The sequence below is a fragment of the Myxococcales bacterium genome, from assembly GCA_016720545.1.
In the GTDB taxonomy this organism is placed as follows: Bacteria; Myxococcota_A; Polyangia; order Polyangiales; family Polyangiaceae; genus JAAFHV01.
Window position 1 is genome coordinate 441,771 of sequence record JADKKK010000001.1, and the last position, 24,810, is coordinate 466,580.

General features: G+C 71.1%; 26 protein-coding genes. 13 read left to right on the forward strand and 13 right to left on the reverse strand.

Going from position 1 to position 24,810, the window contains the following annotated elements:
• Together IPQ09_01775 and IPQ09_01780 are read right to left on the reverse strand one after the other, a co-directional pair.
• Entirely contained in the window at positions 1-1,677 is a 1,677-nt protein-coding gene (locus IPQ09_01775; GenBank protein MBL0192949.1) for a hypothetical protein, read from the reverse strand.
• Positions 1,678-1,722: 45 nt separating this feature from the next.
• The gene (locus tag IPQ09_01780) at positions 1,723-2,484 is read right to left on the reverse strand and encodes a hypothetical protein (GenBank protein ID MBL0192950.1); all 762 of its coding nucleotides are present in this window, start codon (positions 2,482-2,484) and stop codon (positions 1,723-1,725) included.
• A gap of 120 nt (positions 2,485-2,604) precedes the next feature.
• Between IPQ09_01780 and IPQ09_01785 the strand changes: the two genes are divergently transcribed.
• Both IPQ09_01785 and IPQ09_01790 read left to right on the forward strand, forming a co-directional pair.
• On the forward strand, positions 2,605-4,398 hold the full coding sequence (locus IPQ09_01785; GenBank protein ID MBL0192951.1) for a phosphoenolpyruvate carboxykinase (GTP): 1,794 nt from the start codon (positions 2,605-2,607) through the stop codon (positions 4,396-4,398).
• A 109-nt stretch (positions 4,399-4,507) separates the two neighbouring features.
• Positions 4,508-5,209 carry a hypothetical protein gene (locus IPQ09_01790; GenBank protein MBL0192952.1) on the forward strand — a complete coding sequence of 234 codons (702 nt, stop codon included), beginning with the start codon at positions 4,508-4,510 and terminating at the stop codon, positions 5,207-5,209.
• 20 nt (positions 5,210-5,229) lie between these two features.
• Here the strand turns inward: IPQ09_01790 and IPQ09_01795 are convergent, their stop codons facing one another.
• On the reverse strand, positions 5,230-5,574 hold the full coding sequence (locus tag IPQ09_01795; GenBank protein ID MBL0192953.1) for a hypothetical protein: 345 nt from the start codon (positions 5,572-5,574) through the stop codon (positions 5,230-5,232).
• Positions 5,575-5,705: 131 nt separating this feature from the next.
• On the reverse strand, positions 5,706-6,125 hold the full coding sequence (locus IPQ09_01800) for an EVE domain-containing protein (GenBank protein MBL0192954.1): 420 nt from the start codon (positions 6,123-6,125) through the stop codon (positions 5,706-5,708).
• A gap of 186 nt (positions 6,126-6,311) precedes the next feature.
• On the opposite strand from IPQ09_01800, the gene IPQ09_01805 reads away from it, so the two are divergent.
• From IPQ09_01805 to IPQ09_01820, 4 genes are all read left to right on the forward strand, one after another.
• Entirely contained in the window at positions 6,312-6,938 is a 627-nt protein-coding gene (locus tag IPQ09_01805; GenBank protein MBL0192955.1) for a deoxynucleoside kinase, read from the forward strand.
• 164 nt (positions 6,939-7,102) lie between these two features.
• Positions 7,103-8,260, forward strand: a complete 1,158-nt coding sequence (locus tag IPQ09_01810) for a metallophosphoesterase (protein ID MBL0192956.1) — start codon at positions 7,103-7,105, stop codon at positions 8,258-8,260.
• A 42-nt stretch (positions 8,261-8,302) separates the two neighbouring features.
• Entirely contained in the window at positions 8,303-9,484 is a 1,182-nt protein-coding gene (locus IPQ09_01815; protein ID MBL0192957.1) for a DUF2236 domain-containing protein, read from the forward strand.
• A gap of 52 nt (positions 9,485-9,536) precedes the next feature.
• Positions 9,537-10,568, forward strand: coding sequence for a hypothetical protein (locus tag IPQ09_01820; GenBank protein MBL0192958.1), 1,032 nt, complete (start codon positions 9,537-9,539; stop codon positions 10,566-10,568).
• 65 nt (positions 10,569-10,633) lie between these two features.
• On the opposite strand, the gene IPQ09_01825 is transcribed toward IPQ09_01820, so the two are convergent.
• Positions 10,634-11,239 (reverse strand): TetR family transcriptional regulator, encoded by a 606-nt coding sequence (locus tag IPQ09_01825; GenBank protein ID MBL0192959.1) that lies wholly within the window; start codon positions 11,237-11,239, stop codon positions 10,634-10,636.
• A gap of 4 nt (positions 11,240-11,243) precedes the next feature.
• Positions 11,244-12,692, reverse strand: a complete 1,449-nt coding sequence (locus tag IPQ09_01830; GenBank protein ID MBL0192960.1) for an aspartate aminotransferase family protein — start codon at positions 12,690-12,692, stop codon at positions 11,244-11,246.
• A 163-nt stretch (positions 12,693-12,855) separates the two neighbouring features.
• Between IPQ09_01830 and IPQ09_01835 the strand changes: the two genes are divergently transcribed.
• Entirely contained in the window at positions 12,856-13,116 is a 261-nt protein-coding gene (locus IPQ09_01835) for a hypothetical protein (GenBank protein MBL0192961.1), read from the forward strand.
• On the opposite strand, the gene IPQ09_01840 is transcribed toward IPQ09_01835, so the two are convergent.
• Complete coding sequence (locus IPQ09_01840; GenBank protein ID MBL0192962.1) at positions 13,100-13,543, reverse strand: hypothetical protein; 444 nt, start codon at positions 13,541-13,543, stop codon at positions 13,100-13,102. The genes IPQ09_01835 and IPQ09_01840 overlap by 17 nt on opposite strands.
• Positions 13,544-13,609: 66 nt before the next feature.
• Here IPQ09_01840 and IPQ09_01845 point away from each other — a divergent pair, with 66 nt between their 5' ends.
• The 5 genes from IPQ09_01845 (at position 13,610) to IPQ09_01865 (ending at position 17,814) form a co-directional block, all read left to right on the forward strand.
• Positions 13,610-14,632, forward strand: a complete 1,023-nt coding sequence (locus IPQ09_01845) for a hypothetical protein (protein ID MBL0192963.1) — start codon at positions 13,610-13,612, stop codon at positions 14,630-14,632.
• A gap of 148 nt (positions 14,633-14,780) precedes the next feature.
• Positions 14,781-15,008: a hypothetical protein gene (locus IPQ09_01850; GenBank protein ID MBL0192964.1), complete on the forward strand. Its 228-nt coding sequence runs from the start codon at positions 14,781-14,783 to the stop codon at positions 15,006-15,008.
• 57 nt (positions 15,009-15,065) lie between these two features.
• Positions 15,066-15,695, forward strand: coding sequence for a DUF2239 family protein (locus IPQ09_01855; protein MBL0192965.1), 630 nt, complete (start codon positions 15,066-15,068; stop codon positions 15,693-15,695).
• A gap of 52 nt (positions 15,696-15,747) precedes the next feature.
• Positions 15,748-16,701 (forward strand): universal stress protein, encoded by a 954-nt coding sequence (locus IPQ09_01860; GenBank protein MBL0192966.1) that lies wholly within the window; start codon positions 15,748-15,750, stop codon positions 16,699-16,701.
• A gap of 45 nt (positions 16,702-16,746) precedes the next feature.
• Positions 16,747-17,814: a hypothetical protein gene (locus IPQ09_01865; protein MBL0192967.1), complete on the forward strand. Its 1,068-nt coding sequence runs from the start codon at positions 16,747-16,749 to the stop codon at positions 17,812-17,814.
• 55 nt (positions 17,815-17,869) lie between these two features.
• Here IPQ09_01865 and IPQ09_01870 read toward each other — a convergent pair whose 3' ends face one another.
• From IPQ09_01870 to IPQ09_01890, 5 genes are all read right to left on the reverse strand, one after another.
• Positions 17,870-18,322, reverse strand: coding sequence for a universal stress protein (locus IPQ09_01870; GenBank protein MBL0192968.1), 453 nt, complete (start codon positions 18,320-18,322; stop codon positions 17,870-17,872).
• A gap of 3 nt (positions 18,323-18,325) precedes the next feature.
• Entirely contained in the window at positions 18,326-18,700 is a 375-nt protein-coding gene (locus IPQ09_01875; protein MBL0192969.1) for a CBS domain-containing protein, read from the reverse strand.
• Between the two features lie 138 nt (positions 18,701-18,838).
• Positions 18,839-19,615: a hypothetical protein gene (locus IPQ09_01880; protein MBL0192970.1), complete on the reverse strand. Its 777-nt coding sequence runs from the start codon at positions 19,613-19,615 to the stop codon at positions 18,839-18,841.
• 37 nt (positions 19,616-19,652) lie between these two features.
• The gene (locus IPQ09_01885; protein MBL0192971.1) at positions 19,653-21,650 is read right to left on the reverse strand and encodes a PAS domain S-box protein; all 1,998 of its coding nucleotides are present in this window, start codon (positions 21,648-21,650) and stop codon (positions 19,653-19,655) included.
• Complete coding sequence (locus tag IPQ09_01890) at positions 21,643-22,782, reverse strand: hybrid sensor histidine kinase/response regulator (GenBank protein MBL0192972.1); 1,140 nt, start codon at positions 22,780-22,782, stop codon at positions 21,643-21,645. Before IPQ09_01890 ends, IPQ09_01885 begins: the two co-directional genes overlap by 8 nt.
• Before the next feature lie 126 nt (positions 22,783-22,908).
• Between IPQ09_01890 and IPQ09_01895 the strand changes: the two genes are divergently transcribed.
• Positions 22,909-24,297 (forward strand): sigma-54-dependent Fis family transcriptional regulator, encoded by a 1,389-nt coding sequence (locus IPQ09_01895; GenBank protein MBL0192973.1) that lies wholly within the window; start codon positions 22,909-22,911, stop codon positions 24,295-24,297.
• A 67-nt stretch (positions 24,298-24,364) separates the two neighbouring features.
• Here the strand turns inward: IPQ09_01895 and IPQ09_01900 are convergent, their stop codons facing one another.
• The gene (locus IPQ09_01900; protein MBL0192974.1) at positions 24,365-24,805 is read right to left on the reverse strand and encodes a universal stress protein; all 441 of its coding nucleotides are present in this window, start codon (positions 24,803-24,805) and stop codon (positions 24,365-24,367) included.
• Positions 24,806-24,810: the final 5 nt, after the last annotated feature.

Here is a 24,810-nt window from a genome sequence, read left to right on the forward strand (position 1 = left end):
CTACGGGGCCGAGGTCACGACGAGCGGAGTCGGCGCGGTCACGTCACGGCCCAGGGTGAGCCACAGCGTGCCGGTGGAGCGCACGAGGCTGGGGAAGAAGTCGACGTCGCGACGGAGCGTCTCCGTCCCGAGCGTGATGGTGGAGGGCACCGCCGCGCCCTTGAAGCCGTGGATGACGAACACCGGTCGGTGCAGGCCACCCGCGCCCGGCGTGACGGTGAGGCTCACGGCGCCCTGGGCGTCGGCGTCGATCTCCCACACGCCGTACACCGCGTTCCAGCCTGCAAACGCGTAGGGCGCGCTCGCCGTTCGGGCGATGCCCTCGGGGCCCGCGCGACGGACGGCGCCGCGGGTGGCGACGAGCGTCGAGTCGAGGCTGGCCTCGATCTCCGCGACCTGCGCGGCCACCGCGCCGGCCGACTTGGCCCCGAGGACGAGGTAGTTCGAGTGGCTCTGGTAGGGATACCCGGAGACCTGCCGCTGATCGCCATACGCATCGTAGAGCCGACTGCCCACTGCCCCGCGGCGGAGGCCCCACGCCATGCGCTTCGAGCGAGTCTCGCCGGATGAGATCTCGTATTGATTGAGCTGGTAAGGCCAGTTCCAATCGATGGGCATGGTCTGCGTCGCCGGCGAGCCCGGCCCGACGACCTTGTTCGCGCTCGTGCGACCCCAGTTATTGTAGAGCCAGGTGCCGCCCGCGTCCTTCGTCGTGAAGTCGACGGTCTGGACACTGCCCATCTCGGAGTCCGTGGAGTTGTTCCACATATGGACATACGGAATGCGATTCGGTTGCGAGTAGTCCCACGGAGACGAGTTGAGGACCGGGCCGGGGCCCGTGGTCTTGAACTTGTAGGCGTCGCCCCAAGCCACACCGTCGACCGTGCCCCCCGTACCGTTCTCGAACGCGAGATCGCCATACGGCGCGCGGTCGTCGGAGTCGAGCCGATCGGCGGGCGCGCGGGTCATGTCGTACGTGACCGACCACAGCGGGTGATCCTTGCCTGTCGCAAAGAACCAGTGGAGGACGATCGTCACGGGCCCGTTGGGCCACCCCGTCGCGTCGAACGCGAACTCGTGAATCACGTGGTGCGGTCCGAGCAGGACCTGACGGTACGTGCCGAACTGGTAGAGCGACGACCAGAGGTTCCCGGTGCCGTTCAGGTGGTTGATGGTGTAGCCCCAGCCGGGGTGGTCGGGGCGGCCGCCCTTGACCGTCATGGCCGTGCCGTCGGGCTTCTCGTAAGTGAGCTGGCGCAGGTACCCGCCGGTGTACCCGGACGGATCGCGGGCCGTGTTCCGTACGAGCGCCGCAGAGCGAGGCTTGCCGCGCGAGTCGAGCCACGTGAACACGTCGCTCAGGTAGCCGTCGAACGAGCGCGACGGGTCGAGGGTGATCTGACCGGGCACCGGCGGCGTCGGAGGCTCGGCGTCCGCCGCGTCCGCGGGACTCTCCGCGTCGGGCGTCGCGCCGTCCTCCGAGGCCGCGTCGGGGGCCGCGTCGCCGACTGGTGTGACCGTCGACGTCGCGTCGGGACCTACGGTCGACCCATCGGACGTCGCCGGACCGGCCGGGGTAGTGCCGCACGCGACGAAGGGGATTACCGCGGCGGTGAGCGCGAGCGCAAGGAGAGGAGCGATGGAGCGCGCGCGGCGCCACGAGACGTGCGAAGCCATACGAAAAAACTACGCGCCGCCCGCGCTGGGCGCACGCCGATTCGGTCAGTACCGCTCCTTCGGCTCGTCCGCCGAGGTGAGCTCGACCTTCGGCAGCACGTCGTGGATGAAGCGGTCGCGGACCTCCCTCGCCCGGCCGTCCTCGCCGCGCGAGGGCACGGCGACGCCCACGATGAGGCAGGAGCCCTTGCCCCACGCGGGGTAGGCCGCGTACGCGGCGGCGTAGTTGTCGCGCGCGACGAGCGTCGCGGTCTTCGCGAACACCGAGTCGATCTCCACGATGCGCGGGCTGTCTACGGGCTTCGCTCGCCAGCCCACCGCGATGGGGGAGTCGCGGTGGAGCTCCACCTCGAACGCCTCGACCCACGGCGTGGCCCAGGCCTCGAACGACTTCGTGCACGCCCCGGCCACCGTGTTGTCGTCGACGTGCGTGACCACCGCCCCGACGACCGCGTGGTGCCCCTTGCCGTAGCGGAAACCGACGAGGCTCGGGATCGACCAGAAGCGCACGCGGGTCCACGAGGGGCCGTCGGGGAGCGGGAGCCGGACCGAGCCCTGCCGGTCGGTCTGGGGTCGCGTGGCGGCCACCTTCAGCTGCTCGAGCGCCGCGGCGTGCTCCGTGCCGCCTTCGCCCCCTTTGGCGGCCCCGCCGTTGTCTTTGGGCGGGGGCGCAGCGAGGACGGGCGTGCGCGCCTCCGGCGGGGGGCTCGAGCACGCGGAGGCCGCGAGCGCCGCGAGCGCACCAGCTAGGCGCGCGAAGACCGTGAGCCTCGAGAGGGGCGTGTGCGTATGCGGAGCTTCTCGCATCTCCTAAGAACCATGGACCCGCGCGGGCCTCCTGTCATGGGGGGCGTTCTATCACCTCACGAATGAGTGTCGCCATCTTCGGCGCCTTGGGTGCCAAGTCCGCGAAAACGCGGTATGGCGTTGCCCATGAGCTCCGCTGCCCCCCCCACGAAAAACGTTCACCTCCTCGAGTGGGTCAATGAGATGGCCCAGCTGACCAAGCCCGACAGCATCGTCTGGTGCGATGGCTCCGAGGCCGAAAAGGAAAGCCTCACCGCCCTCGCCGTCAAACAGGGCATCCTCGAGCCCCTCAGCGCCGAGAAGCTGCCCAACTGCTTCCTGCACCGCTCGAACCCGAACGACGTGGCGCGCGTCGAGCACCTCACGTTCATCTGCACGCCGACCAAGCAGGAGGCCGGCCCGACGAACAATTGGATGGCCCCGGACGAGGCCTACGCGATGATGTCGAAGCACTTCGACGGATCGATGAAGGGCCGCACGATGTACGTCGTGCCGTACGTGATGGGGCCCCTGGGCTCGCCGATGAGCAAGGTCGGCGTGGAGCTCACGGACAGCGTCTACGTGGCGATCAACATGCGCATCATGACCCGCATGGGCGCGGGCGCGCTCGCCATGCTCGGCGACTCCAACGACTTCAACCGCGGGCTTCACTCCACGCTCGACGTGAACCCGGAGCGCCGCTTCATCTGCCACTTCCCCCAGGACAACGCGATCTGGAGCTGCGGGTCGGGCTATGGCGGCAACGTGCTGCTCGGCAAGAAGTGCCTCGCGCTCCGCATCGGCAGCTACCTCGGCCGCAAAGAGGGCTGGCTCGCGGAGCACATGCTCATCCTCGGAGTGGAGAGCCCCGAGGGCGAGATGACCTACGTCGCCGCCGCGTTCCCGAGCGCGTGCGGCAAGACCAACTTCGCCATGATGATCCCGCCCAAGCGCTTCAAGGGCTGGAAGATCTGGACGGTCGGGGACGACATCGCTTGGATGCGCGTCGGCGAGGACGGGCGCCTCTACGCGGTGAACCCCGAGTTCGGCTACTTCGGCGTGGCGCCGGGCACGAGCAACGAGTCGAACCCGAACGCGATGAAGACCATCGCGCGGGATACCATTTACACGAACGTCGCCAAGACGCCGGACGGCGACGTGTGGTGGGAGGGCAAAGACGGCCCGATGCCGCCCGAGCTCATCGACTGGAAGGGCAACCCGTGGAGCCCCAAGTCCACCGAGAAGGCGGCGCACCCGAACTCTCGCTTCACCGCCCCGGCGACCAACAACCCGGTCATCTCGAAGTTCTACGACGATCCGGAGGGGGTGCCCATCTCGGCGATCATCTTCGGCGGCCGCCGCGCGACCACCGTGCCGCTGGTCATGCAGGCCTTCAACTGGCTCAACGGCGTGTTCTTCGGCGCCACCCTCGGCTCCGAGACCACCGCCGCGGCCACCGGCAAGGTCGGCGTCGTGCGCCGCGATCCGTTCGCGATGCTGCCCTTCTGCGGGTACAACATGGGCGACTACTTCCAGCACTGGCTGTCGATGCAGTCGCGCATCGCGAACCCGCCGAAGATCTTCCTCGTCAACTGGTTCCGGAAGAGCAAAGACGGCAAGTTCCTCTGGCCCGGCTTCGGCGAGAACATGCGCGTGCTCAAGTGGATCGTCGACCGCTCGCGCCTGCGCGTCGGCGGCCACGAGACGCTCCTCGGCTGGGTCCCCAAGGCGGGCGATCTCGACCTCTCCGGGCTGAACATCAGCGCCGAGCAGGTCGACGAGGCCACTCACATCGACGTCGACGAGTGGAAGAACGAGCTCTCCTCGCTCGACGAGTTCTTCGGCACGATCGGCGACACGCTGCCGAAGCCGCTGAAGCTGCAGCGAGATCTTCTCCTCGCGCGCATCGAGTCGTACCTCCCGCAGCCGGAGTAGCCAGGCCGCGCCCGGCGCCCGGCGCTACCATGAAGCGATCCGCCCTCGAGCCGAGCGGCGGGTCGCTTCTTTCTTTGCGCTGGAGCGTACCTCGCTCACGATGTCGCCGATGAGCGCCTCGCCTCCCGCCGCGTCCGCCGCCCTGCGGCTCCTCCTGCTGCTCGGAGGCCTCGCGTTGGCCGCGTGTGGCGAGAACGAGCCGCCCCCCGCCGTCCCCGGGGGGCCACACCCCGGCGCGAGCGTCGCCCCCACCGCGTCGGCCGTGGCGGCGCCCCTTCCCGACGACGTCGCGTGCGCGCGGCGCAAGGCGCGCGAGGCGTCGTGTCCCGGAGCGACCCCCGGCGACGCCGAGGTGCGTGGCAGGGTGTGCATGAGCGAGCGCGCGTGCCTCGCGACCGTCTGGAGACAAGACGCGATCGACCGCTACATGGCGTGCCGCAGCGACTCGCCCTGCGGGACCGACTGCCAGCGGGAGGTCGCCAAGAAGACCGCGCCCGGGCCAGCGCTCGTCACGGCCACCGCGCAGTGCCAGAAGCTCTGCGCCGGAGGCGGCAGCGATGGCGCGCCGCTCTGCTCGCAGGTCCTGGGGAAGTTCGCGGCCTGGTCGGCAGACGCGCAGGCGCAGGCCACCCAATGCTTCTCGGAGAAGAGCGACTGCTTCGACGCGCTCGAGTGCGCGCGCAAGGCGGCGAGCGGGCCAGAGGCGGATCGCGACGCGTGCCTCGGCAAGGCCGTGGGGCGGGCCTGCCTCGACGGCGGCGACGCGCCGATGTGCCGCGAGGTGCGCGAGCTGTTGCGGCCGAAGAAGTAGCCTCGACTCGGCCCGCGCGGTCAGCCGGAGCGCTTCGCCGCGGAGTCCATGTCGGGCCTCGCGGCCCCCTTGGCGAGCCCGGGCCCGTCGACGCGCGCGACGCGGCGCTCCTCCGCGAGCAGAGCACGCAGGCGCGCGACCTCGGCGAGGCACCCCCGCTCTCGCGCGCCGCCAGCGCCCTCCTCGGCGCGGTAGACACGCGCGAGCTCGAGCGCGCGGAAGGCCGCGTCGTAGAGCCACCCGCGACGCGCGTCCCGCAGGACCCGCCCCCCGAGCTCACTGCGGCACGCTGCGCACGCCACGCACCGGAGATCCGAGAGGTCTTCGTCGGCGCGAGGGCGCGCGCAGGTCGGGCAGAGGCTCATGGTCGCCGGGGAGTGTGGCGGGTCTCCGCCGAAATGGCGAGTTTCAGGGCGAGCCCTCGCCTCCGCCTCCGGCTCGCGTTCGACCTTCGTTCGCCCCTTCGGCCTCACTTCAGGTCCTTGGCGGCGCGACGTCAGCCCTTCGGGAGCTTGGTCTTGCCGAGCTCGAGGATGACGGCGAGCTCCGCGGCCTCCACCTTCGTCACGCTGATGCGAGAGCGCTTCACCATCGCCATGTCCTTCAGCAGCGGGTGGGCCTTCATGGTGGCCAGATCCACCGGCACCTTCAGCGGCACCACGGGGGCGAGGTCGACGCCGCTCCAGTCCTCCGTCGTCGTGGGATCTTGGCAGGCCTCCTTCACCACCTTGGCGATGCCGACGATCTCCTTGCCGTGGTTCGAGTGGTAGAAGAGCGCGACGTCGCCGAGCTTCATGGCCCTCAGGTTGTTTCGCGCCTCGAAGTTGCGGACCCCGTCCCAGAACGTGCGGCCCTGCTCGACGAGTCGCTGCCACGGGTACTTGGCCGGTTCGCTCTTCACGAGCCACGCGTTCATGGCGACACCTCGCCTGCGGCTCGGGGCCGCCATCGACCGTCGTTCGCCCCGGCAGGGCTCACTTCCAGGTTCTTGACCATGACCCAGAACCTACCAGGAAAGCTCGACGGCGACCCATCAACCACCGCTCCGTCGAGGCCCTCAGCGTGGGGGTCGTGTGGGCCGGGTGTCGTGTAGGCTGGCCGTGTGGAGCCTAAACGCCGGTACGTCGCGGTCGCGGGCACGATAGGCGCGGGGAAGACCTCGCTCACGGCGTGGCTCGTGAAGCGCTACGGTTTTCGGCCGTTCTACGAGCCGAACGACGACAACCCCTACCTGGCCGACTTCTACGCCGACATGAAGCGCTGGGCGCTGCAGTCGCAGCTCTTCTTTCTGGCGCACAAGATCAAGCTCCACCAGGAGCTCGACCGCGCCCGGGCCGCGGGCCCCGTGGTCATCGATCGCACCGTGTACGAGGACGCCGAGATCTTCGCGCGGAACCTCCACCGCCAGGGTGTGCTCGACAAGCGCGACTTTGGTGTATACTACACGCTCTACGAAGGCATCCGCGAGAGCCTGCGGCCCCCCGATCTGCTCATCGCGCTCACGTGCTCGCTGCGCGCCACCAAGCGGCGTATCCAGTCGCGCGGCCGCGCCATGGAGTCGGCGATCCCCGACGCGTACCTCCGCAGGCTCCACCGCCTCTACGAGGAGTGGTTCGAGGGCTACACGCTCTCACCCATCGTGCGCATCGACACGACCGACCTCGACTACGTGGAGAACCTCGTCGATCTCATCGAGCTGCAACGCCGGGTCGACGAGGCCCTCGCCTAGCTGCCCGTTCAGCGCGGTTTACCCAACTTTACGCGGCTCGACACCTCCATGCCGCCCCGGACATCCTACGGTCTAGTGGGCCGCGTTTGCCGACCGCGCGACCGCGCTTTGGCGACGCGAGACCGCGCGACCACCTCCCCGCCCGCGTCCGAGCGCATCGCCCCATGAACCTCCCCCGCATCCTCGTGTTCGTCCTCGTGATGACCCTCGTCGTGGGCGGGGGCCACTACTACCTCTACGCGCGCCTCGTGCGAGACACCGAGCTGCCCCAGGGGTGGGCCCGCCTCGCGACCACCGTGCTCGTCGGCATGCCGGTGCTCACCGTCCTTGGCATGACCCTCGCGCGCGGGCCTCGCGCCCTCGCCTCTCCCGTCGCGTGGGCCGCGTTCGTGTGGATGGGGCTCGCGTTCTTCCTCTTGCTCGGCGTCGCCGCCGGCGACGTCGTGCGGGTCGGCCTTCGGGCCGCCGCGCTCGCGAGCCCGGGCCTCCGTGATCCGGAGCGACGGCTGTTCTTCGCCCGCTTGCTCGGCGGCTTCGCGGCGTTTGGCGGGGTAGGCCTCGCGGCGGGTGGGATGCGCAGCGCCCTCGGCGAGACCGCCGTTCAGCGGGTGAAGGTGTCCCTGCGGGGCCTCAGCCGCTCCGGCTACCGCATCGTGCAAATCTCCGACGTCCACGTCGGCCCGACCATCGGCAGAGACTTCATCGCGGCGTTGGTCGCGCGCATCAACGCGCTCTCCCCCGACGCCGTCGTCATCACCGGGGACCTCGTCGACGGCAGCGTCGCGGAGCTCGCCGCTCACGTCGCGCCGCTCCGCGACCTCGCCGCGCGCGACGGCGTCTTCTTCGTGACGGGCAACCACGAGTACTACTCCGGGGCCGACGCGTGGCTCGCCCACCTGTCGACCTTGGGAGTGCGCGCGCTCCGGAACGAGCGCGTCTCGCTCGGAGGCGAGCACGGCTTCGACCTCGCCGGCATCGACGACGCGTCGGCGCACCAGTTCGGCGCCGGCCACGGGGCCGATCTCACCGCGGCGCTCGCGGGGCGGGACACGAAGCGCGCGGTCGTGCTGCTCGCCCACCAGCCACGCGCGGCGCTCGAGGCCGCGAAGCACGGCGTGTCCCTCGTCCTCTCGGGGCACACCCACGGCGGCCAGATGTTCCCGTGGAACCACGTGGTGAAGCTCCAGCAGCCGTTCATCGCGGGGCTCTACCGCCACCTCGACACCCAGGTCTACGTGAGCTGCGGCACGGGATACTGGGGCCCTCCCATGCGGGTGGGGGCCCCGGCGGAGATCACCGAGATCGAGCTCGTGGCGGCCTGAGCCGCGCGAGCGGCGCGCGCGAACTGTTGCTACGCTCCAAGCGTGATCCCCTCACGCTTCGTCGGCAGAGACGCGGCGCGCGCGCGGTTCGGCGCGCGCGTCGACCGGCTCGCGACCTTCCTATCGGAGTGCGACCCGCTCGCCGACGCCGTGGTGCTCGCGCTCGCCGCGCTCCCACCTGGCGAGGGCTTCCGCCTCTTCTCCGAGTGCGCGGCCAAGGGCGTCGACGCGGTGCCGCTCGCGCCCGACGCGCTCCGCGCGTTCTTCCACGAGACCGAGCAGACCCCCGCCTGGTTCGATCCCGTAAGAGCCGAGCGCGGGCGCCGCGTCTTCCTTCGGTACGGGCCGCTCGCCGGCATCGTGCTCGGGGGCCGCTCGCTCATCCTGGGGTACGTCTCTCCCGCGGGGAACAAGCCCCTCGTGTTCTCGGGCCGTCTCGCCGCCCAGGCGCCGCGGCGCCTCGCGGAGACCGGGCGCTTCGTGCAGGCGATCGCGGAGCCGCACGGGACCGACGTGGGCGCGGAGGGCTACCAGATCACCCTCAAGGTCCGCATCATGCACGCGCAAGTCCGCCGAATGATTGAACTCTCTGGCAAGTGGCGGCCCGCCGAGTGGGGTCGACCGATAAACCAGCACGACATGGCCGGGACCACGCTGCTCTTCTCGCTCGCCGTGATCGACGGCCTCCGCTCGCTGGGGGCGCGCATCGACCGCCAGGAGGCCGACGACTACGTGCACCTCTGGCGAGTGATAGGCCGCCTGATGGGCGTCTCGGCCGAGCTGCTCCCCGCGTGCGAGGCCGACGCCATCGCCCTCGCCGAGGTGATCGCGGCGACGCAGGCGCCCCCCGACGACGACGCGCGCGCGCTGACGAGCGCCTTGCTCCGAGTCCCGCACGAGGAGGCGACCACACCCATCGAGCGGCTCCTCGCGAGGCCCAGGGCGGCGCTCGGCGGCGCCGTGACCCGCCACCTCCTCGGCGCGGAGCTCGCCGACGAGCTCGGCGTGCCGTCCACGCCGCTGTCGGCGGCCCTCCCCCTGCTCCGCGGCGTCACGAGGGCGCGCGAGCTCGTCCACGCGATCGCACCCGGCCGGCGGGAGCGCGCCGTCGACGCGGGGCTCGCGTATTGGCGGGGCGTGGTGGCGCGGGCGCTGCGAGGGCGACCGACCGGGTTTCAGCCGCCGGAGGGCCTGCGCGGCGTCCCCCGGCCAGGGCCCGCGTGACCGAGACGCCGAGCCGATGTCACACCCCGACCTCGCGTGACGAAGGAGGGGCATGGCTCGTCCTCTAGCCACGTCGTTCCTCCCGCGGCTCGGCCTCGTGTGCGCGCTCGGCATCGCGGCCTGCAGCACCACGCCCCAGGCGGCCTCGCGCAATCCGCTTCGCGTAGCCCCACCGACCCGGGAGCCCCCCCCGCTGGAGTCGTCCCCGTCGTTCGCCGCGCTACGCGACGCCGCGGCCCTCGGAGAAGCGGGCGCCGCGGACGCCGCCGCGCGCGCGGAGATCGCCGCGACCCCGCCCTACGATCTTGCGGCCGACCTCACCGCCCGCGGGGTCGACGCGAAGCGACGCCTCGGCGCGGGCGCGGCGACCGCGGTGGTCGGAGACGTGTTCTTGCTCGCGGGGCCGCGCAGCTTCGGTGGCTTCGCGTCCAGCCGGAGCCTCACCGCGCGCGCTTTGTCTGCATTCTACAACGACCGCTTCGGCCGGCGACCGGGCGAGGCGATCACAGTGTATCTGTTCGGCGACGCGCAGAGCTACTCGGCGTTCTGCAAGGCCGCGATCCACGAGGAGTGCATCTCGATCTACGGCTTCTACTGGCCGTCGGAACGCTGGATGGTCATGAACGCGGGCCTCGGCCTCGGCACCCTCACGCACGAGCTCGTGCACCCCCTCGTCGAGGCCGACTTCCCCGACGCCCCTACCTGGCTCAACGAGGGCATCGCCTCGATTTTCGAGGCCCCCACGTTCCCCAAGCCCGGCGAGATCCATGGCGTGAAGAACTGGCGACTCCCGCGCCTGCAGGCCGCGCTGGGCGGCCGCTCCACGCGCGCCAAGGCGATGCCGCGGACGCTCTTCGGGATGGCAGACGATGTCTTTCGCGACGACGACGAGGCGCTCCACTACGCGCTGGCGCGCTACTTCTGCCAGTGGCTCGACGAGCGCGGCGAGCTGTGGCCGTTCTACCGGGCGTACCGCGACGAGAGGCGCGCCGATCCGACCGGGGCGGCGACCTTCAAGCGCGTGGTGGGCACGACGCCTGAGGAGGCCGAGGCCCCCTTCCTGGCGTGGCTCTCGCGCCTCTGACCGGCGGTGACGCGCATCGTGCGCGCCTCGATGCGGGTCGGGCGGTGTGCGGGTCGGGCGGTGCCTCAGCCGCGACGCGGCGGGGCGAGCCCCTCGAGGAGGTCGAGCGCCTCCTCGCCGGACGCGCGCAGATCGCCGGTGGCGCCGCCGTCAATCCAGTCTTCGATGACGACCCGCAGCGCGCCCACGATAGCGCCCGCGGCGAGCCGCGCGCGGCGGCCCTCACCGCCCCCCCGAGCGAGCGCCGCGGTTAGCACCGCGAGCGCGCGGCGGTCCCACTCGAGGTCTCTGGCGAGCAGCTCGGGCGACGCGGCGAGGACGCGGTGCTCGCGGAGGATCTCCTCGCGCGCCGCCACGTGCTGCTCCGAGAGGGCGACGAGCGCCCGGCGGACGGCGCGAAACGGGAGCTCCCGCGGTCGCGGGGCCGCGAGCAGCGCATTGAGCGCCTCGAGCTGCGCGGCCCGGCGGCCGAAGAACGCGTCTTCCTTCGTGGGAAAGTAGCGGAAGAACGTGCGCCGCGAGACGTTCGCGGCGGCGGCGATGTCGTCCACCGTGACCGCGCCGAAGCCCCGCTCGTGGAACAGCTCCTTCGCGACGCGCTCGAGCGTCTCGCGGGCGGCCGCCTTCTTCCGGTCGCGGAGGCCGACCTCGGGGCTGGCGCGGGCGATCACGCGCTCACCCCGGCACCGGGGTGAACATGCGCCCCACGAACGCGACCAACAGCTGACCTCGCACGTCGAGGGGGAGCTCGTTCAGCAGCGCGTTGACGTCGGCCATGTCGCGCGGGGCGGTGCCGCCGCCCACGCCGAGTCCGTCCATGAGGCGGCCGAGCCCCTCGCCCGACGCGTCGGAGGCGATCATCGCCGCGAGCTGCGAGGCGAGGTCGCGTGGCGGCTTCACGCCCCCGCCCGCCGCGCGCACGTGCGCGACGCACTCGCGGAGGGCCTCGAGGAACGGCCCGACCCACCGCGTATTTCCCGGGTTGATCGTCATGTGGATGTTCTCCTTCGAGGGGCCGCTCGCCAGCTGCGCCTGCACAGCGAAGCCCTTGGCCTTCAGGGCGTCGCACAAGGAGAAGACGCTGAGCTCGTCCGAGGTGAAGCCGACGAGGCTCATCTGCGGGGTGCCCATCACGCGGAGCCCGGGGATGGCGTTGATGCCCGCGACGAGCGCCTTGTGCGCGTCGTAGAGATCCTTCGCGATGCGCATGTAGCCGTCGTCGCCGACGAACTGCAGCACCGCCCACGCGGCCGCGAGCGGACCGCCCGACTTCGAGCTCTGGATGGTCGTGTTGATCATCGTGTACCCGGTCCACTCCGAGCACGCGAAGAGCTGAAATTTGCGAATGGACTCGTCGCGGTAGAGCACCACCGAGGCGCCCTTCGGGCAGAGCCCGTACTTGTGGAGGTCCATCGACATGCTGGTGACGCCGGGCACGCGGAAGTCGAAGTCGGGCACGTCGGCGCCGAGGCGCCTGAAGAAGGGCAAGAGGAACGCGCCCATGCACCCGTCGACGTGGCAGAGGACGCCTCGCTCCTGCGCGAGCGCGGCGATCTCGGGGACCGGGTCGACCACGCCGTGGGCGTACGAGCAGGCCGAGGCGACCACGAGCACGACGTCGTCGTCGAGCTTCGCGCGCATGTCGTTCACGTCGGCGAGGAACGTGTTGGGGTCGACCGCGGTGAGGACGAGCTCGACGCCCAGGTAGTGGGCTGCCTTGTGGAAGGCCGCGTGGGCCGTGACGGGCACGAGCATCTTCGGGCGCTGGAGGCCCGGACGGTGAGCCCGCGCGTAGTCGCGCGCGGTCTTCACGGCCAGCATGATCGACTCGGTGCCGCCGCTCGTGAAGTTGCCGACCACCGCCTCGTCGCCCCCGAGGTGGCGCCGCGACATGTCGACGAGGTCGTTCTCGAACGCACGCAGGCTGGGGAACGTGGTGGGGTCGAGGCCGTTCTCGGTGAGGTAGGCCATGAAGGCGTGCTTGCCGACCTCCTCGATGTCGGCCCCCGCCTCGAACGTGTACGCGAAGAGCTTCCCCTCGCGCCAAGGCCAGTCGTCTTTGCGGGCGGACTCGACGGCGTGGGCGACTTCGGCCTTCGTGAGGCCAGTGGACGGAATGCGCATGCGAGGCTCCTTCGGTTGAGCAGAACCTAGCATCGTGACACTAAGTGTCAACTGGCATTAAGTGACATACTTGACGAATGGGGGCGCGGAGTTGCCCGCAAGAACTGCCCTCTCGGCGGCTTCCACACGTGACCACACTGCGCCCGGCCTCATCCGGTTGCCCATGTGGCGACTCGGCGGCCGACCCTCGTTCGACGCGGACGCCGGGCCGGGGTCCGGCACCGCCGGCGGGCCCGGGGCCGACGACGCCGCCGGGCCCGCGTTCGACGCCGCCGGCGGGCCCGCGTCCAACGCCGACTTCTCTCTCGCGCGGCACGCCGACGCGAGAAGAAGCAGCCACGCGAGGTACACGAGGGCGCGCCCCGCGCGGAGGGTCCGCTCGGCCCGGATCATCGACCGACAGCCCCTCAGCGCGCGCGCGTGACTGAGCAGAGCGCCCAGCCGCGATCACCGTCGTCGAAGGCGACGTGCACGAGCTTGCCGTGGACCTGATCGACCGTGCCGTCGAACATGCTCATCGTGCGGCTCCAGGGCGCGCGTACCTTCGCGCCCACGGCGAACGCGCACGAATCGCTCGGGGTCGGCTGCGGCGTGCCCGCGGGCTGCATGGCGGTCACCTCCGTCCACCCGTGGTCACCGTCGTCGAAATCGATCTCCGCGAGCTTACCGTAGCGTGTCTTGATTTTGCCGGGGTACATTCCGCCCCCGGACCACGGGGCCTTGACCACCGAGCCCACGCCCGGCTCCTTGCCCTTGCCGCAGCCGGCGAGGGGTACCGCGACGAAGGCGGTGAGGAGCGCGGCGAGCGCGACGGGCACGACGGACCTGGACACGCGGGAGCGATGAATCATCCCCGCAGCGTACGCGACGGCGGCCACGAGGGAAGATCGAACGACGGGAGGCGTAGGATCGCACGCATGGCGCTCCGCTCCACTCGCCGCTCCGCGGCTCGTCTCGCTCGCCTCGCGTGCCCGGCTCGCGCCGCGTGGGCCGCGCTGGCTCTGACCGCGGCGCTCGCGAGCTGCGGCACGCCGCCGTGCGAAGACGGGGAGACGTGCACGAGCGAGCTCGACGGTGCGGCCCCGGGCGCGAGCGACGCGGCCGACGGCGGGGCACTCGGGCCCTCTGACGGAGCGACGCGCGACGACGCCGCGGCGAACGACTCGGGCCGCCCGCTGCCCGACGGCGCGCCAGGCGACGGCGCGCCAGGCGACGGCGCGCCAGGCGACGGCGCGCCAGGCGACGGCGCGCCGGGCGACGCGGGCGCGACCCTCGACGGTGCGCTCGACGGGGGCGGCGCGGACTCGGGCGCGGACTCCGGGGCCGACTCGGGCGCCGACTCCGGGGCCGACGCGGGCGCCGACTCGGGCGCGGACTCCGGGGCCGACGCGGGCGCCGACTCGGGCGGGGGCAACCCGGGCGGGTGCGTCTCGGGCGCCTTGGGCACGCACGCCGCGCGCTTCAAGTGGGTCGGCTCCGGACCATCCTCCACGGCCAGCGTGAGCTACGAGCTGAACAACCTGCCCGACCGAGCGCGCTGGCGCGCGGGCGCGTACAGCCGCGCGGGCGTGGGGTATGTGCCGCGCTTCACCGACACGTTCCTCGGAGTCGGCGGGCTGGAGATGGGAGGGACGGTGTTCATCGACGTGGAGCTCAGCACGGCGATGCTCGCGTCGGTGCGCCGAGTCACGCTCGGGCTGTTCGGCCGGAGCTTCAACACGACGGCGCCTGGCTCGTTCTCGTGGATGACCTTCGACGGCGCGGGCGCCGCGCCGAGCGGCCTCGTCTCCAACGCGGCCCCGTATCGCTGGTACAGCGCCGACGCCACGTCGGCCTTCCGGCCGGGCAACGGCGGCGTGCTGCTCCGCATCAGCCCGGGCGGCCCGTCGGGCACGCTCATCGTGAGCCGGGTGGAGCTGTGCTTTGACGCCTCGCCGTGACGACCGCGACTGAGGTCTGGTGACCGCGACCACGACGCCACGCCTTTCGCCTCCGCACCCGGGGCCCGCAAGTCTGCAAGCCACCCGCTTCCAAGTCCATGATGTGACGCGCGGAGACGCTGGCGCACGGTTTGCTTGGCCGTCGGTCGTGGCCACCGCCCCCAAAAAGCAGAGGCGCTCCTCCGTCGTCGCGAAGCGCCTGAAGCGCGGGCGCGCCGTGCAGGCCCCGACGGCGCTCGCGGAGGCGCCCCGCCAGACGCTGCTCGCGGGCCCCCGAGTGAGCGACCTCGACGACTTCGACGACGCGCTCGCGGCGATGGACCGCGCCGCCACCGAGGAGCCGCGCAGGACGGCCCTGGTGCGCAAGCGCGCGTAGAGCCACCTTGACATAATATTACCATGGTTTATTTGTCCTCCTGGGAGGATTAGTACCATGGTTCATTTGTCCACGTTCACGGCGTTCGCCGGTCCGCGGCGGCTCGCCGGGGGCCCCGTCCAGACCGTCGTGCTCGCCGCGCGCGCGGCCGCTCGCGCCCATACGGGAGCGGCGGCGCCTGGCGTGCTCGTCTTCGAGGACGCGACCGGCGCACAGGTCGACTTCGATCTGGAGGGCACCGAGGCGGAGGTGCTCGAGAAGCTCGCCCTCCACCCGCTCGCACTGAGGGCCGCGGCCGGCGACGCGCCGCGACGCGCGGGGCCCGGGAGGCCTCGGCTCGGCGTCGTGGGGCGCGAGATCACCCTCTTGCCGCGCCACTGGGAGTGGCTCGAGCGGCAGCCAGGGGGCCCCTCGGTCACGTTGCGCAAGCTGGTGCACGAGGCGAGCAAGAAGGGCCAAGGCGCGGCCCGCGCGCGGCTCGCGTGGGAGGCCGCGGGCCGCTTCGCGTGGGCCATCGCAGGCAACCTCCCCGGCTTCGAGGAGGCGTCTCGAGCGCTCTACGCGCAGGACGCCGCCGGCCTCACGGCGCACATGGCCGAGTGGCCACCCGACGTGCGGGCCCACGTGCTCGCGCTGGTCGCGGCGGGCGCAAGCGAGGTCGACGCCGAGCCCCCTCCCGCGCCCTGACCGCCGCTCGATTTCGGCCCCGCGCGGGCGACCGAGCGACTAACCTGGCGGCGTGAACCGAATTCTCGTCGCCGTCGATTTCTCCGAGTCCTCCGACCTCGCGCTCACGGAGGCCGCGCGGCTCGCCAGGCGCGCCGAAACGCCGGCGACCGGGCAAGCTGCGCAGGCCGCGCAGGTGGGTGTGTGCCACGTGCTGCCCAACGTGATGCCCGTCCACCCGCTGTTTCCGCAGCACACGGGCCGCTCGATGCTCGCCGTCACCGACCTCGAGCATCGCGCGAGCGTCGCCGTGGGCGAGCGCTTCGCCGCGTGCGACGAGGGCGCGGAGAGCGCCGGCCGCCTGGAGGTGCTCGCGTTCGTCGACCAGGGCGACGACGAGGCGGCGGCCATCGTCGCGCGCGCGACCTCCTGGAAGCCCAGCGTGCTCGTGATCGGGAGCCACGGACGCACGGGCCTCGCGCGGGCCCTCCTCGGCAGCGTCTCCGAGGAGGTCGCGCGGCGGGCGCCGTGCCCGGTGCTGGTGGCGCGTGGAGCGCACCTCGCGGGCCCGGTGATCGTGGCCGCCGACCTGACCGAGACCTCGCTCCACGCCCTGCACGCCGCGGCGGCCGAGGCGAAGGCGCGCGGAGTCGGGCTCGTGGCGGTGTTCGCGCTGGACGTCCCGACCGACTTTCTCCCCTACGGTGTGCTGGCTCCGTTCGGGGTCTACGAGCAGACCCCGGGCGCCGAGGACATCCGCGAGCTGCGGGCCGCCGCCCAAGAGACGCTCTCGACCTGGCTCGCGGCCGCGTCGGTGGAGGCCACGGCGATCGTGGTCGACGGGCGCGCCGCCCAAGAGACCGTGAAGCTCGCCGAGTCCCTCGGCGCCCAGCTCGTCGTCTGCGCGACGCACGCGCGCGCGGGCCTCGATCGCCTGGCCATGGGCAGCGTCACCGAATCGATCCTTCGACACGCGCATTGCTCCGTGCTCGTGGTACGCATGGAGAAGGACGGCGCGACGGCCTGACCCGAGAGGCGCGGCGCCTCACAGCACGCGCGGGAGACCTGGCATATGTGGAAGACCGAGGACGGCAGCACGGGCCGGCTCGTGCAACTGTGCATCGGTTATTTCGTCTTCTACGTAATTACCGGCGTCGCGGTGAAGTACTTCCAGGGCGTCGGCATGTCCGACATCGAGTACAATGTGTACTCTACAGCTGCAGGCACGCTCACGGCGCTGGGCGTGACGATGGTCAATGGCTGGTACCGCATCGAGACCTCCGAGCCGACGAAGTTCCTCGGGAGGACGGTCCCGGGCGAGCTCCGCTACATCATCCCCTCGGGTGTGTGCACGGCCGTGGTCATCCCCACGACGACCCTCATGTACTCCCTGAAGGGAGTGTCGGTGATGGTCGCCATGGTCATCATGCGCGGCGCGGTGATCGTGATAAGCCGCCTCGTCGACGCGGTGCAGATCCGGCAGGGCATCCTGAAGAAGCGCGTGTACGCCCAGGAGAACCTCGGGGTTGCGTTCGCGATCGCGGCCGTCGCTACCACCCTCTTCTTCTCGAAGAACGGTGAGGGTCAGAAGCCGTTCTACGCGTCGGTCGCGGCGATGACGATCCTCGGGTCGTACGTGACCGCGTACGCGATCCGCATCTACATCATGAACTACTACAAGAACACCCGACCGCCGGGCGTGAAGCTCGACAACAAGGGGTTCCTTGGCAACGAGCAGATCTCCGCGTCGATCACGCTGACCGTCGCGGCCGTGGTGCTCTATCACTCCCCCGGCTGGTTCGGCGCGACCTCGCCCCTCGTCGGGCAGTTCGTAGGCGCCATTCGCACGCCCCGGCCCGACTGGGGCTGGGCGTTCTTCTCGGGCGTCTCGTTCGGCGTGGTGGCGTTCTTCTCGGTGTTCATCTTCATGTTCAAGGGCCGCACCGCCACCTTCGCGGGCCTCGTGAACCGGCTCACGTCGCTGGTCGCGGGAACCACGGCCACGCTGGTCGTGTGGGCGCTCCTTGGCGGCAAGCCCCCGAAGGTCTACGACTGGCTCTCGCTCGGGCTCATCTTCGTGGCGGTGTATTTCCTCACCGCGGCGGAGAAGCGACGCGCGGCGGAGCTCGCGAAGGCCTGAGCCAGCTCGCCCCGCGCGGTGTTGCGGGGGGCGAGAGGCGAGGGGCACGGTCGGACTACGTGGGCTGAGGTGAAGCGGGGGTCTCGCGGAGCACGACGACCGTGCGATCGCAGTTGGCGACGACCCAAGTCGCCGTGGTGCCGAAGAGCTTCTCGACGCCCGTCGCTCGGTGCGATCCGAGGAGCACCATGTCGACGCCCAGCTCCGTGGCGAGTCGACAGATCACACGCCAGGGCTCTCCGACATCGACCACGGTCGAGTCGACGTTCTCGGAGGGTACCTGGTCGGCGAGCTCGCGGAGCTCCCGCTGGGCATGCCGCACGAGCCCGCCCAGCTCCGGACCAAGCTCACGCCCTGGGAGCGTGAGCCCGTCATCGGGCACCACCACGTGCAGGAACACGAGCCGAGCGCGGTACCTCGCGGCGAACTCACGCGCGCCGTCGAAGACCGCTCCCGGCCGTTGGGTCTCGTCGAGCGCGACGAGGACACGCTTGGGCGGGAGCGCCACGGCTCAGCGGAGCCTCGTCTCGAAGATTTCCGCGAGCACCCGGCACGCGTCCACGGTCGTGAAGACACCGACGACGTGGTTGGCCTGCATGACGATCGCCGAGCCGTACTTGTGCTCGGCCATCTCCGCGGCGACGACGGTGAGCGGGGTCTCCGCGTCGGTGACGTAGGGCGAGCCGCTCATGGCGTCCTCGACCGTGACCACGTTGGGATCCACGTCCTTGAGGGTCTCGATGACGTTCACGTCGCGCTGGCTCAGCATGCCGACGACCTTGCCGCCGTGGAGCACGGGGAGGTGGCGGATGCGGTGCTCGGCCATGACCTTGGCGGCCATCGCGATGGTCTGCTCCGCGCCGATCGTATGCGGCGAGGTGCTCATGTACTTGTGGATCGGGGGAACGGGCTTGCTCATGATGACACCCGTGTAGCAAACGGTGTGCCGCCACCGCTGTGGGCCGTTTCGTCGGGTGAACAGGCGAGCCGCGCATGCGCTGCGCGAGCGGCGCACAACGTGCGGTCAGGGCACGCGGCGATACCCTCGGGCCACGAGCTCATGCTCGTAGCCGGCGAGGTGGGCGCGCCCCATGATGACGAGCGCGGCGGGCGGCGCGGGGTAATCCCGCATCATTCGCGCGGTCCCCTCGGCCATTAGCGTGTCGCGAACGGTGACGAGCGCCACGGCCGGGTGGACGAGCCACGCCCAGGAGTGGCGCCTCGAGAGCCACGCGGGGACGAGCAAGAGCAGGTGCAGCTCGAAGGCGAGGGCGACCCCCGTGAGGCCGGCGGCGGCGTCCGCGAGGACCTGGGCGTCGAGCACGACGCGCAAGAGCATGAGCGCGAGCTCGGTCCACGCGACGACGAAGAAGAGCGCGAGGTAGATCGACGCGGCGTGGAGCGCCATCGGCACGACGTCGGTCTGTTCGAGCTCGATCGTGTGACCCTCGCGACGGGCCCGCGCGTCCACGATGGTGCTGTCCTTGACCTTGCCGAACGTGACGGCGCGGAGAGCGGAGCGAGGCGCGTGAATGAGCACGCCGAGGAGGCCGCCGAGCGCCACGCGGCGGCGCTGGAACGTCTCGACCCCGCGCAGGTCGAAGCGCTCGACGACCGCCCTCCCGAGCTCGGACGCGCGAGCGAGCTTCACGTGGGCTTCACCGAGCGCGACCACGAGGCGCGGGGGCTCCTCCGGCGACGCGAAGACGCGCACCGCGTAGCTCAAGGTCTCCGCGCCCGCCGCCTCGACGGCGCGCGCCGCCTCGGGAGAGAGCCGTGCGGGTGCGGGCGGGGCGGTCATCGACGAGAGTGTAGACCCACCCCGGGCGCGACGCCCGCTAAGTGGACCTCGGCGGCGGCGTCGACGGCGGCGCTAGCAGGCTGTCGAGGGTGGTCTCGAGCTCCTCGATGCGCACGGGCTTGGTGAGATATCGGTAGAAGCCGGCCTGCTCGCCGCGCCGGCGGTCGCGCTCGGAGGCCGCCGCCGTCAGAGCCACGACGGGGATGTCGGCGGTCTCAGGCATCTCGCGGAGCCGCCGCATGGCGTCGAGGCCGCTCATACCGGGGAGGTTGATGTCCATGAACACGACCGAGGGCAGCCGCTCGCGAGCGATCTCGATGCCGAGCTCGGCCGTGGGCGCGGTGATGAGCTCGAGGCCCTCGTAGCCGGCGAGCGCGTCGCGCATGAACGCGACGTTGGCGGGGTTGTCCTCCACGTAGAGCACGAGGCCACCGGCGCCGCCGCTGAGGCGGGGGCGGCTCCCGTGCCGTGGCGCGCTCGAGGGCGCGCCGGTGGAGTGCGTCGGGAGATCGACCCAGAACTCGGAGCCGCGGCCGGGCTCGCTGCGGAAGCCCACGTCGCCGCCCATCAGGCGCGCGAGGCGGCGGGTGATGACGAGCCCGATGCCCGTCCCCTCGATCGGCCCGGTCTCCTGACCTGCGCGATAGAACGGCTGGAATAGCCGACCTTGCTGCTCGATCGCGATGCCGGGGCCCGTGTCGCGCACGAGCACCCGGAGCTGGGACACGCCTAGCGGGCGCGGATCGCCCTCGACGCTCGAGACCTCGAGCCGCGCGGTGCCCCCAGGGCGATTGTACTTGAGGGCGTTCGAGCCGAAATTCATGAGGATCTGGATGAACCGCGTGCGATCGACCGAGAGCATGGGCACGTCATCGGGGGGGTCGACCACGGTGAGGGCGACGTCCGCTCTCGCGGCGGCAGGCGCCAAGGTCGCCGCCACTTCCTGGAGGGCCTCGCGAACGCCCACCGGCTCCGTCGAGATCGACACGCCCCCCGCCTCGATGCGCGCGAGGTCGAGGATGTCGTCGATGAGGTGAAGCAGGTGCTCGCCGCCCTTCAGGATCTGGTCGACGCGCTCGCGGTGACGGTGCGAGAGGGGCTCCTTCTTGTCGCGACGCAGAAGCTGCGCGAAGCCGAGGATCGCGTTCAACGGCGTGCGGAGCTCGTGGCTCATGGACGAGAGAAACTCGCTCTTGGCGTCGCTCGCGGCCTCGGCCGCGGCCCGCGCCTCGCGGAGCTCTTCGGCGAGCCGCACGTCGTCGGTGAGGTCCCACACGGTCTTGACGATGCCGCCCTCGAGGGTCCTGCGGATCGTGATGCGCAGGCTCCGACCGTCGCGCGTGCGGACGTCGAAGCCCGCGCCGAGCACGCGGCGAATGGCGAGGCCATCGGCGAGGAAGCGCACGCGGTCCGACTCGGACGGGAACGCGAGGTCCTGCATCCACGCGCGCACGGTCTCCTCGTAGCTGCGGCCGATGAGGGCGCCGGTGACCGAGCCGAGCAAGCGCCGATAGACGCTGTTGCAGAGGACGAGGCGCTCCTCGGCGTCGAACAGCGCGAAGGCGTCTTGGGTGCTCTCCACGGCGCTCGCGAGCCGGTCGGCGGCGAGCTTCGCGGTCGCCTCCATGCGGCGACGCTCCGTGACATCGCGAATCGCGGCCGACACGAGCCCCCCGCGACTCGTGGTGACGGGGCTCAAGCTGACCTCGATGGCGAGCTCGCTCCCGTCGGCGCGGCGTCCGAAGAGGGTGAGGCCGGAGCCCATCGGGCGCGCGCCGGGGCGCTCCGCGAACGCCATCATGTGCGCGCGGTGGCCTGCGCGGAAGCGCTCGGGGAGCAGCACCTCGAGCGGGCGGCCCACGAGGTCGGAGCGCGCGTAGCCGAACAGGGCCTCGGTCTGCTGGTTGACCAGCGTGATGAGCCCCGATGCGCCGACGACCACTATCGCGTCGGGGGCCGTGTCGAGCAGGTGGCGGTAGAGCCCCTCGATCGAGGAGGGGCCGAGCTCGTCCGTCACGGAGGTCACCTCAATCACGGTCTGTGTCCTCCGGAAACCTCGCGTGAAACACGGCGCCGGGCGCCCCCTCGTCGACCCAGATGCGCCCGCCGTGGGCCTCGGTCACCAAGCGACAGAACGTGAGGCCCAGGCCGCGGCCGCCCCGCTCGGGCACGCTTCCGGCCGCGCCGGACTGCACGAACGGATCGAAGATCGACTCGCGGAGCTCCTCGGGGACGCCGGCGCCGGAGTCGGCGACGCGCACCTCGACGCCGCCATCGTAGGGCGCGACCTCGACCGTCACGCGGCTCCCGCGGGGCGCGTGCCGGACGGCGTTCTCCACAAGGTTCGCCAGCATGCGGCCGGCGAGCTCCGCGTCGGCCCACACCGTGGCGGTCTCGATCTTTGGGACGAGGGTGACATCGCGCTCCCGCGCCGAGATCTCCAGCTCGTCGCACACGTCGGCGACCAGCGCCGCCACGTCGACCTGCGCCTTCGAGGGGGCGAGCTTGCCCTCGTCGCCCTTCGACACGTCAAGAAGGTTGACTATTAGCCGCGTGAGCCGCCTCGCCTCTCGCCGAATGTGCCCAGCGGACGCGCGCGCCGACTCGGACAGCGTCTTGTCGCGGAGGAGGAGCTGCGCGTGGAGGTCCATGGCGTTCACGGGGTTCTTGAGGTCGTGGACCAAGAACGCGGTGAGCCGCTCTTTCTGCAGCTGAACGCGCAGGAAGGCTGCGCGCTGATCTCGGAGGAGCTCGTAGTGGGCGCGGAGCTCGGCGCCCGTGCGGCGCAGCTCGAGGGCGGTCTTCACGCGCACGAGGAGCTCGGCCGGTCGCACCGGCTTGGTGAGGAAGTCGGCCGCACCCGCCGACATCGCCTGGTCGAACGTGTCGACATCGCGGAGCGCGGTGAGAAACAGGATCGGGGTGTCGCGGCCACCGGGCAGCGCGCGCATGCGCTCGCACGCGGCGAAGCCATCGACCTCGGGCATCCGCACGTCGAGCAGGACGCAGTCGGGGGCCTCCCGCGCGAAGGCCGCGACGCCCTCTTCCCCGCCCGTGGCGACCACGACCCGATAGTCTTCGTCCTCGAGGGTGCTCCGCGCGAGGGAGCGGTTCGCCTCGTTGTCGTCGACGACGAGGACCGTCGCGGGGCCGGGCGGGGCGATCATCGGGGCTCTGGTAGCACACTCGCGCGCGAAGGATCGACGCTCCACGGCGGCCCCGGGGACCTTACGGCTCGCGCGCTGGCGGCGAGCGATGTATAGAGGGGCCAGATTTTTCCCGAGTAAGGTCGCATGTCTCGCAGTGAACAAAAGGTGGCACGGATCCTCATCGTGGACGACGACGCGAGCGCGCGCGCTGCGTTGAAGGCGTTCCTCGGCGCCGAGGGCTACGCCGTCCAGGAGGCCGAGGACGGACAAGCGGGCCTCGACTGCGCAGCCACCAGCCCCCCCGACCTCGTCGTCACCGACCTGATGATGCCGCGGATGGACGGCATGGCCCTCCTGCAGAAGCTCCGTGAGCAGGACCCTCACCTTCCGGTGCTGATGGCCACTTCCCAGCAGGAGCTGAGCTCCGCGGTGGCCGCGATGCGGGCGGGGGCAGACGACTACCTGACGAAGCCGATCGACCTCGACGCCCTCTTGGTCGCCGTCGAACGCGCCCTCCAGCGAACCCACGTGCGCGTGGAGGCCGAGAACCTGCGCCGCCAGCTCCGCGAGCGCGACGCCGAAGGTCTCCAGGGCCTCATCGGCGCGAGCCCCGCGATGCAGAAGGTCTACCGCGTCGCCCGGCAGGTCGCGGGCTCACGGGCGACGGTGCTCATCACCGGCGAGAGCGGCACGGGCAAGGGAGAGCTCGCCCGAGCCGTGCACACGCTCGGTCCGCGGGCGCAGAAACCGTTCGTCCCACTCCACTGCGCCTCGCTCGCCGAGTCGCTGCTCGAGAGCGAGCTCTTCGGCCACGAGAAGGGATCGTTCACGGGCGCAGATCGCCGCCGCACGGGCCGCTTCGAGCAGGCCGACGGCGGCACGCTCTTCCTCGACGAGATCGGCGAGATCCCGCCGGCGACCCAGGTGAAGCTGCTCCGCGTGCTGCAGGAGCGCACGTTCGAGCGCGTGGGCGGCAACGACACGGTCACGGTCGACGTGCGGGTCGTGGCCGCGACCAACCGCGATCTTGCGGCGGCCGTACGCGACGGAAAGTTCCGCGAAGACCTCTACTACCGCCTCAACGTCGTCCACATCGAGATGCCGCCGCTGCGGCTCCGAGGGGGCGACGTCGTCGTGCTCGCGAACCACTTTCTCCGCAAGTTCGCGCAAGAGAACCGCAAGCGCGTGGAGGGCTTCACCGACAAGGCCCGCGCCAAGCTCGTCGCCTCACGCTGGCCGGGCAACGTCCGCGAGCTCGAGAACGCCATCGAGCGCGCGGTCGTGCTGTGCGAGGGGCCCACTGTGGACGCCGACGACCTGCCCTTCGAAGCGGCGGCCGAGACCCTCGGGGGGCTGCGCATTCCGGGCTCCACGATGGCGGAGATCGAACGGTATGCCATATTGCGCACGCTCGAGGCCGCCGACGGCTCCACCAGCAAGGCCGCGGACCTGCTCGACATCAGCGTGCGCACCATCCAGTACCGTATTCACGAGTATGGGCTTTCGCGCAGCTCGAAGCGCGCGGGCTCCTGAGCCACGCGGCGCGCTCCCTTCGCGGGGCGCGCCGACGCAGCCGGCCCAGACCTCGACCGGCGCGCCGTCAGCCCGCGGACGCGGGCTTCTCGCGCACCACGAACACCGAGCGATCCGCGTGGTTGACCACGCGTGACGCCGTGGTGCCGATGAGGCGATCGAGCCCGCCGTAGCCGTGCGAGCCGATGACGATGAGATCGACGTTCTCGGACTTGGCGACGCGACAGATGATGTCCCACGCCGTACCAATCTCGACGAGCGTGCCCTGAACGAGGTCGGCCGGGAGCTTCGCCACGATGCCCTCGAGGACCTTCTTCGAGTTCTCGATGAGGATCCCGCTGAGGTCGAGCGTGCTCACCGCCCAGAAATGGGCGGGCACCTCGGGAGGCAAGCCGACCGACGTCACGAGCAGCAGCTTCCCGCCGAGCCGCTCGGCCATTCGCGCCGCCTGCTCGACGACGAGCGGGGTGCGTGTCGAGCCGTCCACGCCTACGAGGATTGTCGTCATGGGCA